Genomic DNA, 15,359 nt, shown 5'->3' on the forward strand with positions numbered 1-15,359 from the left:
CATGACGCACGCAACTGTGACGGCCCCGGAGCAGGATCGGAGCTTCGACATCGAAGCCCTCCCGCTCCGGCGGCCCGGCCGGTGGATCTGGGCGATCGCCCTGATCCTGTTCGCCGCCTGGTTCATCCAGGCACTCTGGACCAACAAAAACATCGACTACTCGGTGGTGGGCCAGTACCTGTTCAACCCGGAGATCGTGTCCGGCGTCGGCGTGACGCTGCTCATCACCGCAATCGCGATGATCATCTCCACCGTGCTCGCCGTGATCCTCGCGGCGATGCGCCTGTCGGGCAACCCCGTTGCAGTCGCGTTCTCCTCCTTCTACGTGTGGCTGTTCCGCGGCACGCCGCTCCTCGTGCAGATCGTTATCTGGGGCTACTTCGGCCTCATCTTCGAGAAGATCTCGCTCGGCATCCCGTTCACCGATGTGGTGTTCTGGTCGATCGACACGAACGTGCTGCTCACCGCATTCGTGGCCGGCATCATTGCGCTGACGCTCAACGAGGCCGCGTACTCCGCCGAGATCGTGCGCTCGGGCATGCTGTCCGTCGACGCTGGCCAGAAGGAGGCCGCAGCGTCGCTCGGCATGAGCCCGCTCGCCACCTTCGTGCGGATCCTGCTGCCGCAGGCGATGCGCGTCATCATCCCGCCGCTTGGCAACGAGCTCATCTCGATGATCAAGAACACCTCGCTGCTCTCGCTCATCGCGGTGATGGAGGTCTACACGCGGGCCACGCAGATCTCGGCGCAGAACCTGAAGCAGGTTGAGCTGCTCATCGTGGTGAGCATCTGGTACCTCCTCATCGTGTCGATCCTGTCGATCCCGCAGCACTACCTCGAGCGCTACTTCGGCCGCGGCGTGGAGCGCAATGCGCCCACCTCGACGCTGCAGAAGGCGCGCGAGATGACTGGCGCGATCGCCGTCCAGTTCCAGGGTAAGAAGAAGGGGGAGCGCCGTGGCTGATCTCACCACCCCACAGCTCAGCGATACCGCCCTCGTGCAGCTCCGCGGAGTGCGCAAGCACTTCGGCAGCCTCGAGGTGCTGAAGGGGATCTCGATGGACGTGCACGCCGGCCAGGTGTCGGTGCTGCTCGGCCCGTCGGGGTCCGGCAAGTCGACGCTGCTCCGCTGCATCAACCACCTCGAAACGATTGACGGCGGCCGCATCTCGGTTGACGGCGAGATCGTGGGCTACCGCCCGGAGGGGGATCGCCTCCGAGAGATGCACCCCCGCGAGGTGGCCAAGCAGCGCCGCTCCATCGGCATGGTGTTCCAGCGCTTCAATCTGTTCCCGCACAAGACCGCGCTCGAGAACATCATCGAGGCGCCCATGGTCGTGTCGAAGCGCAACAAGGCGGATGCCGTGGCCGAGGCCCGGCAGCTGCTCCGCCGCGTGGGGCTCGACGCCTGGGCCGACCACTACCCGTCGCAGCTTTCGGGTGGCCAGCAGCAGCGCATCGCGATCGCCCGCGCGCTCGCGATGAAGCCGAAGCTGATGCTCTTCGACGAGCCCACCTCGGCGCTCGACCCGGAGCTCGTGGGCGAGGTCCTCGACGTGATGAAGGAGCTCGCCAACGAGGGCATGACGATGATCGTGGTCACCCACGAGATCGGCTTCGCCCGCGAGGTGGCCGACCAGGTCGTGTTCATGGACGGCGGCGTGGTGGTCGAGGCTGGCGCCCCGGCCAACGTGATCGACAACCCGCAGCACGCCCGCACGCAGGGCTTCCTCCAGAGCGTGCTGTAGTTGGGGCGGGGAGTGGTGCGGCCCTGCCGCGCCTCCCCATCCCGCACGATGTGTGTGCCCCGGTCGCCGTCCTGGCGACCGGGGCGCAACCGTTTCAGGGCACGACGCGCCCGGCCTGCGGCCGTGGTCAGCGGCCACCAAAAGTATGGGTAAGATAGAGGAGTTGTCCACGAGCAATCGTGACCAACGGGCTGTGGCGCAGCTTGGTAGCGCACTTGACTGGGGGTTAAGGGGTTTACCCCTCCCGGACGGCCCAAAACAACTGAAAATCGATGCCACGGGCTGTGGCGCAGCTTGGTAGCGCACCTGACTGGGGGTCAGGGGGTCGCAGGTTCAAATCCTGTCAGCCCGACAGAAAAGCCCTGATGAGACGCAAGTTTCATCAGGGCTTCATCGTTTCTGCCGACGGGTTTTTGTTGGTCCCCCTCTGGTCCCCCTGGCCGATTCCGAGCTGGCGCTTGGGCTCCGGAGATCGGGTCGAAATGGGCTGGCCTGTGGATAAGGGGACCAAAAGGGGACCAGAACCGCTCCGGGCATCGTTTTCGCCTCTCACAGCCGTCGCGTCGACGAGGTGCTGCGGGTGTTCTGGCGCTTCTGTCCCGACGGTGAGAGGAACGCGTTCGCCTGCTCCGCAGCAGACGCGAGATGTCGGTCGTCGGGGTGGAGATACCCGCGGGTGGTCTCCATTGAGGCGTGCCCGAGAATCTCTTGGAGCACGTGCAGCGGGACACCGGCGTCGGCCATCCACGTCGCGCCCGTGTGGCGGAGCCCGTGACGGGTGAGGTCGGGCAGGCCGAGGTTCGCGACGATCTTGTCCCAGTTCGTCGCATCCCGGACCGTCGCCGTCGTCAGCACCCCGCCTTTCGGCCCGACCAGGAGTTGATCGTCGGGCTCTTTGCCTTCAGTGAGTCGTTCGAGCACCGGGCGCAGCGGCTCCAAAATTGGCACGCGACGTTCTTTGCGGCTCTTGGTGGGTTTGGTGACGAGGCCGCCTTTGCCGGGGAAGATCTGGCGGGCGATGACGACGAGGTTCTTCTCGAATCGCACGTCGCCGACCTGCAACCCGGACACCTCGGATGAGCGTGCGGCGAGGAGGGCTGCGAGCATGACGAAATCGCTGTAGGACTGGTCGATCTTCCCGCACGCCTTCGCGAGCCTGTTCAACGTCTTCATATCCGGGATCGCATGCGCCCGCGGCGATGCCTGCTCGGCCGACTGCGTGCGAAACGCATTGCGATTCAGGCTGCGCTTTGCCCGGTTCTTCGCAGGATTGATCGTGAGAAGCCCATCGCGTACAGCCTCGTCAAGCACCCGCACGAGGGGTGCGATGGAGTTCTTGATCGTTGACGCCCCGTAGCGCTGCTCCCATTCATCGATCGTCCGGTCGATGATCCCGGCTGTGATCTGCGTCACCGGCAGATGCCCGAGCGCGGGCAGCACCCGTAGCTTCAGGCCGAAACCATAGGTCTCGCCGGTGGAGGTCGGATCAAGACCCCGGGCCCAGCGGTCGCCGATAGAGGTGACGAACTCCGTCAACGTCATGGCCGTGTCCATGCCCTTGACGGAGGAGTCACGCAGTTGATCGAAGAACGCGTGTGCTGCTGCTTCGTCGGTGACGATCTCTGAGCGGATCACCCGGCGTTTCGTGATCGGGTCTGTCCACCTCGCCCGGGCACGGATGCCGTAGGAACGGCGCTCCATGTCGGTCGAAACCTTCACACCGATGGGCGGCACGGGCTTCGGATCTGCTTTCGGGAGCGGTTCACCCTTCCGCGGCATGATCTTGTTCCAACTTGGCAAGCCACGCCTCGACCGCCTCAAGCCGGTAGCGGGCAATCCCACTCATTCGGATGAACGGCGGCCCGGTCCCCGCTGACCGCCACCGCGACAGGGTCGATTCCGACACCTTCAGATAGGTGGCGACATCGCGACTGTGCAACAACGGAGACTGCACGACTGGCACTGTGGTCTCGTTCATGAGATCTCGCCCGTGCGCGGATCGAGGGAACGGTAGAACTGGTCCTCTTCCTCGCGTCGCTTCTCGACTTCGGCGAGGACGAACTCTATGAACTCGGTCTCCCGGTCCTCGATGGTCACGTCCTCTACCTGAGGTGCTGGTGCTTCGCCGGGCCAGGCCGTCTGTCGGGTGGGGCGGTCACGGTCGAGGCGCGTGCCGTTGGTGGCGACCCAGTCGCGAAGACGAAGTTTGGCGTCGGCGAAGTCTCGATGCCAGGCCAGCGGTGCCGAACCACTCTTTTCCGCGTCGAAGCAGCACAGCCAGTGCAGGTGCAGGGCGGAGAGCTCCCACAGCAGTTCCGGGTGGTGATGCCAGAACGGTGGGATGACGGCTGCGGGCAGGCCGTAGGTGCGGCGGAGCCAATGCACCCACCGGTTCAGTTCCAGCCACTCCGCTTCCAGGTCTTCGGGCCCGAGGAGGTTCCAGTTGATCGGATGCGGGGGCTCAACCAACAGTGGCCCTTCGAAGTCGGCATCGAACTCGACTTCTTCATCGACCGTGTCGTCTGCGGTGGTGTTCTCGTCCATGACGATCGCCACCGTCAGACGCTTGCGCGTGTCGGGTGGGTGGCCTGAGCGCGGGTCGCCGCATCGTGGCCGAGATCATCCGGGCTCGGCGCATCGTGATCGACGCTGGGGCGTCGGGGTGTGCGGTCGACCTCGTAGCGGGTGCGTGCGAGATCGTGGCCGACCCGAGAAGCGATGAACTCCTCCGCGGGCACCTGCTGCCCATCCTTCTCGTACGTGTACTCGTGGATGCGCCCGGAGGCGACGAAGCGGTCGCCCTTGCGGAACCGTGCTGCAGCTTCCTCTGCGGTCTTGCGGAAGATCGCGAGGTCATGGAACGTCGGCTCCAACTGCGTGAACGACCCATCAGGCTCCTGCCGAGCATGCTCAATGCCGACACGGGCGTGAAACCTCGACACCCCATTCTCACCGACACTCAGCCGGGGCTGTGTGGCAATGAACCCTGAGATGGACTGCTGCGTATCGATAGTCATGGGGTACTCCTCTCAAAGACGGTGACCGCGGTGGTCGCCGTTCACTGGAGAGGTGCGCAGCACGTTCCCGCTCTTGACCTGGTTACGGGCGTTGACGCAAGGATTCTTCGACCACGGCCCGCTGTGCGCGGAGCTCGCCGCTGTCCCGCCTGCCCGTCCATGCGCGCAGCTTCGCGACGATGGGTGGTGCTGCGCGGAGGAGGATGAGGCCGGTGCCGAATGGGAGGGTGCGGATCACGTCGGGCGGCATGATCGCTACCCGCCGGATGGAGCGTTGTGCAGAGCGGGAGCCATGGTCGCCGATGGTGGTGGAGTCGGTGATCTCATCCCGCTCGCCGATGAGGGTGGTGAGGTCTTGGAGGTCGCGGCTGTTGGATGCTCCGCCGAGGATGATCTTCACAATGCTGGCGTCCCAGATCGCTCCGGCCGCGTTTTCCGACCACTTCTCCCTGGCCTGGGCGAGTGACTGCAACACCGGCATCGTCGTGATCCCCGTACCCCCGCCCTCCGCCATTAACGTCGGCAGGGACGGCAACGGTGCGAGGTTCCCGATTTCGTCGAGCGCGAGGAGCAGTGGCGGGTCGAGGCGGGCTGCGGGTGATCTGGCGGCGAGGCGGCGGGCGGCTTCTACGAGGTCTTCCACGAACGCCGACACCAACGCCGCACTGTTGTTCGCCCCAGCCCCCGTCGCCAAGAGATACACAGTGCCGCGCTTGCGGAGGAACTCTTCCGGGTCGAACTTCTCATCTGGGCCGGGACTCACGGCGTCGAGCACACGCGGATCGGCGAGGGCAGCGAGCGAGAGCGAAACTCCTTGCCAAATTGAATCCCTCGTGCGGGGGTCGGAGTCGATCATCGCCTGCAACGAGTCCGCCCACCCCGTCGCAGCGTGCGGGTTCGCGGCAAGGATCGCGACCGCATCGGAAGCCGCAGCAGGGTCGAGCGTCCACCGGAACAACTCTGCCGGGGTGCGGTGATCAAGCGCAGCAGCGTGAAGGAGGGCTTGGAGGGCGGTGCGGGTTTTCCCTTCCCAGAAGTCACCGCCCTCGACACCGCCAGCGGAGAGCCCGGTGCCGGCGGCGAGGCCGGTGGCGCGGATCATCGCCGTCAACGGGTCATCACATCCACGAATCGGCGACCACCTGAGCCCCGCCGGAACCCCTTCGGCAAGGTGCTGCGGGTCGAACACCGCCACCGGCCGCCCCTCAGCACTGCGGGCAGTGAGAGTGGCGGTGAGGTTATCCGGGCGCGTGGAGGTCGTAACGACCGCGCCCGGCGCGTCGAGGATCGCGTTGATGACGACGTGCAGGCCTTTGCCGGAGCGTGGTGGCCCGATCAGCAGGATCGAGTCCTCGACGCTCGCCCACACGTTCACGCCTCGCGAGGCACCGAGGAGATAGCCCACGTCCTGCGCTTCGGGCTTTGGCAGTGAGGGGCGGAGTTGCCCGCCGCGGCGCAGCAGCGCCCTCTCCGACGCTGCGGTAGCGACGTCGGTGCGGGTTGCGATCCCGACGATCCGGTAAGGGTCGATCTTCGTGCGCCGGGTGTGCTCCCGGAACGTGCGCCACACCCACCAGCCCGCCGCACCGACACCGAGGATCAGCAGCCCCGCGACGATCCAGTAGACGACGGCGTTCAGGTCATCGGAACCGAGCGCAGTGCCCGGGTTGGCGAGATGCAGGAGGACACGGAGGCCAGCTTCGATGCCACCACTCGGTTGTGCGATCCCTGTCGCCCACGCGGCGATCGTGCCAGCTACCCGGAGGATGACGGCGAGGGCCGCGGCGGCGATGAGGGCGATAATGCCGAGGTTCGCGAGCTCATCACCGAGCGCCCCGCCTTGCCTGGGAGTGCTCATGGGAGCCTGCTGAGGACAAGGGTGCCGGAGACACGTCCGAGGAGAATTACTTCACCGGTCACCGCGGTTGCGGCCTGCTGCGCGGTGAGGAGGGCGCGGGCGGTGCCATCGAGGCTGGCGTCGGAGTGTGCGTGAATGATCGCAACTGCGACATCCTCACCCGGTACGAACCCCGCACCCGCGACCTGATGCAGCACCGGCGGCACCGCAGTCACAGGCGGGGTCAGCGTCTCCGGCGCGGGTCGTTCCCAAGGTCTCGTGGTGGGGCGTTCGCGTGGTGGGGTGATGATGTCGGTGAACGTCGATCCGTCTGCTTCCCGAACCTGCACCCGCAGCGGGGTGCGGTAGCGGGCTGCGAGGGTGTCGAGAATCGCGGGGAATGATTCGCGACGCCATCCCGGTGCGAACGGCTCAGGCAGGTACGGTGCCCCGTCGACGGTGACCGTCATTGCACCGTCCGCGCTGATGGTGAACTCCACCACCGGCAGCACGACCGGCCCACCGCCCGGAGGCACAGGCGTCGTCGGGGGCTGAGTGTCGGGGGTGGTGCGGCGGTAGCGGGGTTTCGGGGTCACGGGCGGGTCCTTCCAAGACGAACGGCAGTCGCCATGTAGGTGCGCCCGCGTCCCCTATGGATGCAGAAGACGGAAAGGTGGGAGGGCACGAACCTGGGGGTTGGTTCGTGCCCTCCCGTGCTGACCCGCCATAGTGGGGCGCCAGCGGATCAGCAGCCTTGGTTAGTCCTCCTTTGCTCCCTCGAACTGGGCCTTGAACTCCTCGAACGCCTCGTCCTCTTCACGGACGTACCCGTCGCGTTCGCGGGCGATCGCGAGGCGGCGACCGAACAGCAGCACCCCACCGGTTGCGGCGGCCATCAGGCCACCGGCGAGACCGAGCGGCCACCAGTTACCACCGCCGGTCTGCGCCAACTCACCCGGCGCTCCCGGCTTTCCAGGCTCCTCCGGTACGGGGGTGACGGTGGTGGTCTCATCCGGTGCGCCGCAGAGGCCACGGTGCAAGATCAGACCGTCCTTATCGATCACCGTCTCCACCCAGTAATAGGTACCGGTCTCATCGAAGACCACCTCATCCGAGGCGTACTCGCCGGGACCATTCAGGTCGATCACGGCGGAGGTAAACACGAGCTCCTCCGCCGTGCACAGCGCCTCACCGGTCTGCTGCCGGTACGCCTCGAACACCAGGCGCGCACCCTCCGGCACGGCGCCGGTAACGGTTGCGACATCATGCGCCGGCTCACCCAACACCACCGTCGGCACCGCGTTCGTCTTCACGAGAAGTTCTTCCGGCTGCTCGATGACGACCGTGGTCTCACCCGGCGCCCCACACGCCCCTTCGGCGATCACAGCGCCGTCGGCGCCGTATAGGGTTTCGACCCAGTAGACGTTCCCGGGCTCGGTGACGGTGGTGGTGCCGGAATGGTAGATACCGGCCTGGGTGACGGGGATCTCGTCGCTGACGTAGAACGGTGACTCACACACAGCCCCGACCTCCGCCGGGTGCGGCCCGTACGCACGGAACACCAGATACGCGCCGTCGGGAATCGTCGTGCCCTGCACGAGCGCCGTATCCGAGAATGGTTCCCCGACGGCCGCCTCCGGTGTGGCCTGCGTGATCACCGACACCGGCACCTCAGCATTCGTCGGTGGGACGTAGAAACGTTCGAGCACATCCGCCGGAGACGACGCATAGGGCTGCACCCGATCGTCACCCTCGAACGTTGTCACCAGCACATAGAACCCCGGCTCGGTCGGCACGATCTTGTCCTCATCGGTGTATCCGAGCTTGTAGACCCCATTCCGTGCCGGCGTCGTGAGCTCCGTCAGCACCGGCGCAGCGGTGAGGTCGAGATCATCCGTGAGCTCGATATCGGTGGCGAAGGGGCCGTAGACGGTGTGACGGAGTTCATCGAGGTCGGGGTTCCAGTAGCCGTCGCCGGTGAAGTCACCGTGGTTCGCCGGGAACCCGCTGACGGTGACGACATCGAACGCACGCCCGCCGGGGTGCACGTTGTACTCCCGCATCAGCGAGGTCACCGTGATCGGCCACCGCACCGATGTCGTCTCGACGTTGATGCCGTAGTCGTCCTGCCAGTCGGCGGCGAGGTAGTCGCGCACCCACTCCGGCTGCGAGACCTTCTTCACCTCCCACACCCAGGTCACGAACCCACCCGACGGAGCCACCACCGACGGTGACGTGTAGACGCCGGGGCCGTCCGCCGTGACGGTGACGGTCCCGAGGGGCACCGCGTTGCCATCGATCGCTGCGTTCTGCGCGGGCGGCAGGGTGCCGGGGACTTGGTAGGCGGTGCCCTCGAACACCACCGGAATGTGTACGCCGTCCTTCTTCAGCCACGCACCATTGCTGCTTGACACGGTGATCGTGTCCGTCAGTGCATCACCGGGGATGGCGAGGCGCTGGTCGGCTTCGGAGACGGCGATGGGCTGGAACGGCACCACCGAGGTCTCGGCCACCTGCCCGAACCGGTCAGTGAACGAATCGGTGAGGTACTTCGCGTTCTCGCCGTGCGCGTCCTTGTCGATCGCCCACACCCACGTGTAGAACCCCGACTCCGGAGCGATGATCGTGCCCGGCGACGTATACGACCCCGCACCCGTCAGCGTCACCGTCTCGGTGCCCGCGACAGGGGCACCCACGGGCGGGGCGTCGGCTTCGGTGGGCTGCTCATCGAACGGCCCATACAGCGTGCCGGTCGCGATCACCTCGACCGGTTTCCCGTCGAGGTGAATCCAGGTGCCCTTCGATACCGTGACAGTGAGCCCGTCCAGGAACGCGTCGCCCTCGGCGACGTATCGGGAGGCGACCTGGGTAGTGATCTCCGGCTGGAAATCCAACTCGATCACCGGCGACTCCACCGACGCCGACAGGCCCGTGGAAGAGCCCGCGACAGCGGCGACAAGGCGCTGCGCGCCGGGCGTCGTGTAGAGGTCGAGCGCGGCCCCGTACCCGGCAGCAGACACCGTCATGGATGCGCCGATCTTGTACGACGGCACTCCGTCGGCTGGGGTGCCGGTGATCGGGTGCGTACCGACGGCGAGATTCCGCGTCGAGGCCCCGTCCGAGAACACCGCATTCGTGAGCGACGCACTCCCGGCCAGTGAAGCCGGGTGCGCGGTGACGGTGAGAGCGCCGGTGTACTGATCCGTCATATCCAGCGCAAGCGACAACGACGGATCCGTGACTGCGTTCACTGCCGCTTCCTGTCGCATGGTCGAGAGGTTTGCAAGGATCGTGCCGCGCTCCGACGCCGGCGCCCGGGCGACGTAGTAGTCGTCACCGGACATGCCATGCGAGTTGTACATGCCAGGACTCGCGACCGACCACACATACAGCGCCACCGCAGCCGTCACATTCGCGTCACCCGACTGCCCCCACCGATCCAGCACATAGTTCATCTCGGCAAGCTGCTGACGAGACAACGAATCCAGCGACGTGATCCGCTCCGGCCCCGCCGTATTCCCATAGGGAGGCGCGGCGTGAAGGTCGGCGCAATACGCCTGCCGGCCGTCGACACCGGTGTTGTACGCGCCGAGGAACGCACCGTCAGACCAGTAGCCGACGCCCTCACTCGCCGCATGCGCGGGCTGCGTACTCAGCGCGAACGACCCCGCGAGCAAGAACAGGGCCAGCAGCACGGACAGCCATCGTCGGAGCCTGGTCGGGGGTGGCGCAGCCACGGGCTGCGGAATGTGTGCGAGTGATCCTGACACGAGATGCCTCCTGATGTTCTGGTGAGCAGCAACCCGACACGGGTCGCCTTCACAGCAGGTGCACCACCCAGACCCTCACAGCACAGGTCCCTGCGGCCTCCGGCCTGGCCCGGGCTTCTCCTGATCCAGCGGGTCAGTCTCGAGTCCTGCTCGCTCTCGCACCGCACGGTGCGCGCCGTCGCGTACTCCGTGGAGGAGTTCGCGGATGTCGTCGTAGCCGGTGATGATCGACCCGAGCCCGTCGCGCAACAACCGGTGACACCCCGCAGACGCCGCACTCGTCAACGGCCCAGGAACCGCACAGACCGGACGCCCAAGCTCCATTGCACGGGCCGCGGTATGAAGAGAGCCGGAGCGGTATCCCGCCTCGGCGATCAAGACCGTGCCCGAGAGGGCGGCGAGGAGCCTGCCACGTTGCAGGAACCGCCACCTCGTCGGCGCAGCCCCCGGCGGCACCTCACTTAACAACAGCCCCTCGTCTGCGACCCGGCCAAGGAGTTCGGCATGCCCAGCCGGGTACGGGCGGTCCAGTCCGCCAGCGAGCACCGCGATCGTGGAGCCACCAAAAGTGAGAGCGGCGCGGTGCGCGGCGCCGTCAATCCCGTACGCTCCACCCGAGAGCACCGTGCGAGCATCCGCAGTTGCTGACTGCACCAAATCTGTGGTGATGTGTTCGCCGTAGCCGGTGGACGCCCTCGCCCCAGTGACGGTGAGGCGATCCCACACCGGCCCTGTCAGCAGGCTGGTGTCGCCCTTCGCCCACAGCGCGACGGGGGCATGATCTCCGAGCGCGTTGACCGATGCCGGCCAGTCCGCATCGCCGGGGATCAGCACTCGCATGCCGTGACGCTCAGTCTCCGCGAGCACCCGCCGCACCTGGGGCGCGTCGAGGCGCGGGGCGAGACGCCGCTGCCAGGTGTCAGCGTCAGGCCCGACCGGCACCTCATCGGCGACGGCACGAGCGACAACCTCTGTGGCACCGAGGGTGCGGATCATCTGCCCCGTGACCGCATCACCTGGTTCGGAGACAGTCGCGAGGATGATCCTCGCGGTGCGCTCGTCGGCTGCCAGCTCGGTGATCGTGTCCATCGGTTCTGCTCCCTCGGTTGTGGCGAATCAATCGAGAGATAGGTGCGAACCTCCATGCCACGCTGGTGACCGAGAGGAAGTCGGTCGCAGCGGGAACTTGCACCCTCACAGCACTCCGCAGATCAGCGAACAGTGCCGGAATCACGCGGAAACAGGCTTCAGAAATCCTGAACCTGAGCGGTTACCCCTTCATTCGCGCGGTCGTGTCGAATGCGGCAAGCTCTGCCGGGTGAAGTTGGTGCTGCACGACGAAGGATCGTTCCTTGATCCGCCACAGCCCTTGCCCGGTGCCGAGACCTGGGAGGAGTTTCTGTTCGGTGCCGGTGAGGCCGAGTGCTGCAGCGGTGGCTCCGAGCTGGTCGGGTTCTTGCCGGTAGATGATCCGCGTCTCCGCATTCGCCAGCAAGCTGTTGGCGAGGGCGCGCATGGCGGAACCGGAGTCGCCGACGTTGTCGAGGTCGGTGAGCTTGTGGAAGATCAGCATGTTCGCGATCCCGTAATGCCTCGCTAACCGCCATTGCGCATCCATGCGTTTCAGGAGTGCAGGGTAGGCCATGAGTCGCCAGGCCTCGTCGTAAATCACCCACCGGTGCCCACCATTCGGGTCCATCAGCGCTGACTCCATCCACGCCGATGAGCAGGTCATCAGCACCGAGATCAGCGTGCTGTTCTCCGCCACCCGCGACAGGTCCAGGCTGACCATCGGGAGTGACGGGTCGAACTTGACGGTCGATGGTCCGTCGAAGAGTCCTGCGAGGTCGCCTGCGACGAGGCGGCGGAGTGCGTGTCCGACGAGGCGGCCGTCTTCGGTGAGTCGCCCGTCGGTGTCGGTTGTGGGGTCGGGTGTGAGGATGCGGTCGACGACCATCGGCAGGATAGGCACCTCGCTGGATCGGACAGCGTCTTGGAGAGCGAGGTCGATCGCCGTGTGCTCCAACGGGGACAGCACCCGATCCAGCACCGTCTCCGCAAGAGCGCCAATCAGCTCACGGCGGCGAGAGGCAACCTGCGCCGCCCATTCGACGTCCGAGAGGCCGCCGGGGCGGTGTCCTTCATCGAGCGGGTTGAGACGATTCCGCAGCCCATGGCCGAGAACGATTGCCCGCCCACCGACGGCTTCCGCAACAGCGGTGTGCTCGCCCTTCGGGTCACCGGGAACGTAGACGCGGCGCCCGAACGGGATCGACCGGGTGTAGAGCGATTTCGCGAGTGAGGATTTCCCGGAGCCGACGATCCCTGCGAGCACGATATTCGGGGCGGTGATGATGCCGCGAGCGTAGAGAGTCCAGGGGTCGTAGACGAAAGAGCCTCCGGAGTAGAGGTCTTGCCCGATGAACACCCCGTCAGCACCGAGGCCCCCTTCGGCGAGAAACGGGTACGCACCGGCGAGGGTCGCAGAGGTGTCCTGGTGGCGGGGCAGGCGAAACCTGCCCGGAGTCCGCAGCACCGCCGCCCCTGGCTCGCCTGCTGCGGGGAGGTAGTTGGTGTTGCGACGTTCTGCACGCTCCAAATCAATCCGCGCACGCTCGACCGCTTGCTTGTGTTTGCGGGCATCGGCCTCGATCTTCACCGCCGCGAGCTTGCGGGCTTTCCGGAGCTTACGGCGTTCCCCGGCAGGTTCCACCAGTGCCGCGGTGTGGAGCTTCTGCCGATCACTCACAGTGCTCGCCCCCGCGACACTGACGACGAGCGTGACGGGGCGAACGGGTCATCCTCGTCCTCAATCGCTCGTGCTGGCCGACGTCCTGGTGTTCGCTTGGCTGCCTGAGCCCCGACAGCCGATTCCCGTGGTTCGGGGTGCGTGCGGAGCAGTGAGACGTGCCCGTGGTCGTGGTTGTACGTCAACGTGTATTCGCCCTGTGTAGCGGTGCGGTCGAAGGGGCCGGTGGGGATGGTGTCGTAGACGTACCCGTTGACGAGTGCCGCTTGCGTGGTCTCATTTCCCATGTCGAACCCGGCCAGATGCTCGATCGCCGCCTCTGTACCGTCACGGTCGATGATCGCCAGCACCTCCTCAGCATCCTGCCCTTGCAGGAACACGATCCCCACCCACCGGGAAGGCACCGAATCTGAGGGTGCGGGGCGCCAAGCGATGCGTCCTGATGCGCCCATCGCCGCATCTACCTGCTCATGCACACCATCCAGCAGCACCGCCGCGTGCCGGAGTGCGGCGGCTGCGGTGAGGGCGTGACTGGCACCGGCGCCCTGGTTCCCAGTGTCATCATAGGCACGCACCTGATTCCGGGCGTGCGCGGTCGCGAGTTGATCGAGCACCTGACGGAGTGATCGCACCCCGGCGAGGAGATCACCGAGCACCGTGTACGTGTCGGCAGGCTCCTCGAACACGCGAGTGGCGTGCGCGAGGCCCCGGAGGGCTTCGGAGGCTTCCGCCGCATCCGCGGTCGGGTTCTGAAAGGTCGGCATCGGTTACTCCTCAGACGGTGCGGCACAGCGGCAGGGCTGCGACGGTGAAGGCTTGGGCTTGCTGCCCGACAAGACGCCGCGTTTCGCAGGATGCTTGGATCGCGGCCTGTTCGATCGCCGCGACCGCAGTGTCGAGCTCTTCCGGCGTCGGTGCGCTGATCGAGATGAGGCCGGTGTAGCGGAGGACGCCGTGCCCGGCGGTGAGGTCGGCTTCTTGTTGGAGCACGTCGCCGTATTCGGCGGTTTGGGAGGCGTCTTCGATCTGCCCCATCTTGGAGCGTTGCGCCGCATCCGAGATCAGCTCGGTCTTCTTTTTCCGAATATCCCTCGCGGCCTGATCCGAACGGATCGGCGTACACACCAGCGAAAACGAGCGCTGAATCCCAGACGACAACAGCACCGGGGCAAGGAACCCCGGATACACCTGAGACCTCGGCCACTCGCTGATCCACAGCACCGCGTGATGTGCGGAGTCTGACCGCAGGCGGTCCCACGACTCCGTCACCGCCACTGGCCCCGCCGTCGCGAGGTTCCGGCCGATGTCGCCGTGACGTTCAAGGAGCGCCGCGGCGGCAGGGTCGTACGCGGAGCGGAGGATCACGGCGACCTCGCTGGGGGTGAGCCAAGCACCGACGGTGAGTTCTGCGGCACGCAGCGCGGTCACGAGTGTCGTCATCTCCTGCCGCAGCACCGCCGCAGCCCCCTTGATCCCGCCACCGTTCGTGCGCACCTGACGTGCCGCAGCGCGCAGGTCGAGGGCGAGACTGATCGTCGTCGCGTGACGTTCCCCCGCGGGGCCTGCACGGTCGATGAGTTCCCGGTAGACCGTCGAGGTCCACGACCCGTCATCCGTGCCGTGACTGCGCCACCACTCCACGAGCCCCGAGCCTCCGTCGGGGAGAGTGCGTTCGCACACTTGCAGGCGGGCGATCCGCCCGGAGCGGCAGGTCGTGGCGAGTACGCGCCCCCAGGTGGCGACGCGGCGTTCTTGTTCGCCGGGGTCGAGGAGCACGAACGCGGGATGCGACACCGCGATGATCGCCGTGAGCGTCTGATTGTGGGGGTCGTGGATCATCGCCGCCCTTGTCTCGGGGTCTTCCCACTCTCGGAGCGCTGCGGCATCGCCTGGGAGGGCGAGGGTGCCGGCGGGGCGGGGTTTCACGATCCTGCGCCGGAACACGGTCTGCCTGGCCTGTGTACGGGCGACCCACCGGAAGGTGACGGGCACCCATTCGATGAGCTTCCTGCTCCCGACCGGTGTCCAGGCAAGGGCTGCGGAGAGGAGCCAGATGGGTGCGGTCCAGGTGAGGAGGATGCCGCCGCCTGCGTAGAGGGCGCTAACGATGGAAAGGACACCGATGGCGAGGACGATGAGTTGTGGGAGGGAGAGGCCGAGGAGGATGCCGCGGCGGGTGAGGCGGGAGAACTGCACCGCCCGCAACCCAAACTCCACCGTACTCTGCTGATTCGACAT

Annotated in this window: 13 protein-coding genes and 1 tRNA gene; 3 read left to right on the plus strand and 11 right to left on the minus strand. The window is 66.4% G+C overall.

Features of this window, described 5'->3' with window-relative positions:
* Position 1 precedes the first annotated feature (1 nt).
* The 3 genes from ACR81A_RS03160 (at position 2) to ACR81A_RS03170 (ending at position 2,100) form a co-directional block, all read left to right on the plus strand.
* The gene (locus tag ACR81A_RS03160; RefSeq protein ID WP_202383247.1) at positions 2 to 964 is read left to right on the plus strand and encodes an amino acid ABC transporter permease; all 963 of its coding nucleotides are present in this window, start codon (positions 2 to 4) and stop codon (positions 962 to 964) included.
* The gene (locus ACR81A_RS03165; protein ID WP_202383248.1) at positions 957 to 1,748 is read left to right on the plus strand and encodes an ATP-binding cassette domain-containing protein; all 792 of its coding nucleotides are present in this window, start codon (positions 957 to 959) and stop codon (positions 1,746 to 1,748) included. Before ACR81A_RS03160 ends, ACR81A_RS03165 begins: the two co-directional genes overlap by 8 nt.
* A 278-nt stretch (positions 1,749 to 2,026) precedes the next feature.
* A tRNA-Pro gene (locus ACR81A_RS03170) sits at positions 2,027 to 2,100 on the plus strand.
* Positions 2,101 to 2,297: 197 nt separating this feature from the next.
* Here ACR81A_RS03170 and ACR81A_RS03175 read toward each other — a convergent pair.
* The 11 genes from ACR81A_RS03175 to ACR81A_RS03225 form a co-directional block, all read right to left on the minus strand.
* The gene (locus tag ACR81A_RS03175; RefSeq protein WP_440312562.1) at positions 2,298 to 3,548 is read right to left on the minus strand and encodes a tyrosine-type recombinase/integrase; all 1,251 of its coding nucleotides are present in this window, start codon (positions 3,546 to 3,548) and stop codon (positions 2,298 to 2,300) included.
* Positions 3,511 to 3,726 (minus strand): helix-turn-helix transcriptional regulator, encoded by a 216-nt coding sequence (locus ACR81A_RS03180; RefSeq protein WP_440312563.1) that lies wholly within the window; start codon positions 3,724 to 3,726, stop codon positions 3,511 to 3,513. Before ACR81A_RS03180 ends, ACR81A_RS03175 begins: the two co-directional genes overlap by 38 nt.
* A complete protein-coding gene (locus tag ACR81A_RS03185) occupies positions 3,723 to 4,292 on the minus strand; it encodes a hypothetical protein (RefSeq protein ID WP_440312564.1) in 570 nt (189 codons plus the stop codon). Before ACR81A_RS03185 ends, ACR81A_RS03180 begins: the two co-directional genes overlap by 4 nt.
* 14 nt (positions 4,293 to 4,306) lie before the next feature.
* Positions 4,307 to 4,765: a single-stranded DNA-binding protein gene (locus ACR81A_RS03190; RefSeq protein ID WP_440312565.1), complete on the minus strand. Its 459-nt coding sequence runs from the start codon at positions 4,763 to 4,765 to the stop codon at positions 4,307 to 4,309.
* Positions 4,766 to 4,847: 82 nt separating this feature from the next.
* A complete protein-coding gene (locus ACR81A_RS03195) occupies positions 4,848 to 6,623 on the minus strand; it encodes a TraM recognition domain-containing protein (RefSeq protein ID WP_440312566.1) in 1,776 nt (591 codons plus the stop codon).
* Positions 6,620 to 7,198: a hypothetical protein gene (locus tag ACR81A_RS03200; protein ID WP_440312567.1), complete on the minus strand. Its 579-nt coding sequence runs from the start codon at positions 7,196 to 7,198 to the stop codon at positions 6,620 to 6,622. Before ACR81A_RS03200 ends, ACR81A_RS03195 begins: the two co-directional genes overlap by 4 nt.
* 162 nt (positions 7,199 to 7,360) lie before the next feature.
* Positions 7,361 to 10,372: a hypothetical protein gene (locus ACR81A_RS03205; RefSeq protein WP_440312568.1), complete on the minus strand. Its 3,012-nt coding sequence runs from the start codon at positions 10,370 to 10,372 to the stop codon at positions 7,361 to 7,363.
* Between the two features lie 75 nt (positions 10,373 to 10,447).
* Complete coding sequence (dprA, locus tag ACR81A_RS03210; RefSeq protein WP_440312569.1) at positions 10,448 to 11,461, minus strand: DNA-processing protein DprA; 1,014 nt, start codon at positions 11,459 to 11,461, stop codon at positions 10,448 to 10,450.
* 181 nt (positions 11,462 to 11,642) lie between these two features.
* Positions 11,643 to 13,121, minus strand: coding sequence for an ATP-binding protein (locus ACR81A_RS03215; RefSeq protein WP_440312570.1), 1,479 nt, complete (start codon positions 13,119 to 13,121; stop codon positions 11,643 to 11,645).
* On the minus strand, positions 13,118 to 13,885 hold the full coding sequence (locus tag ACR81A_RS03220) for a hypothetical protein (protein WP_440312571.1): 768 nt from the start codon (positions 13,883 to 13,885) through the stop codon (positions 13,118 to 13,120). The genes ACR81A_RS03215 and ACR81A_RS03220 overlap by 4 nt, the downstream gene beginning before the upstream one ends.
* A 10-nt stretch (positions 13,886 to 13,895) precedes the next feature.
* Positions 13,896 to 15,359 carry an SCO6880 family protein gene (locus ACR81A_RS03225; RefSeq protein ID WP_440312572.1) on the minus strand — a complete coding sequence of 488 codons (1,464 nt, stop codon included), beginning with the start codon at positions 15,357 to 15,359 and terminating at the stop codon, positions 13,896 to 13,898.

The organism is Leucobacter chromiireducens (assembly GCF_051993095.1).
GTDB lineage: Bacteria > Actinomycetota > Actinomycetes > Actinomycetales > Microbacteriaceae > Leucobacter > Leucobacter chromiireducens.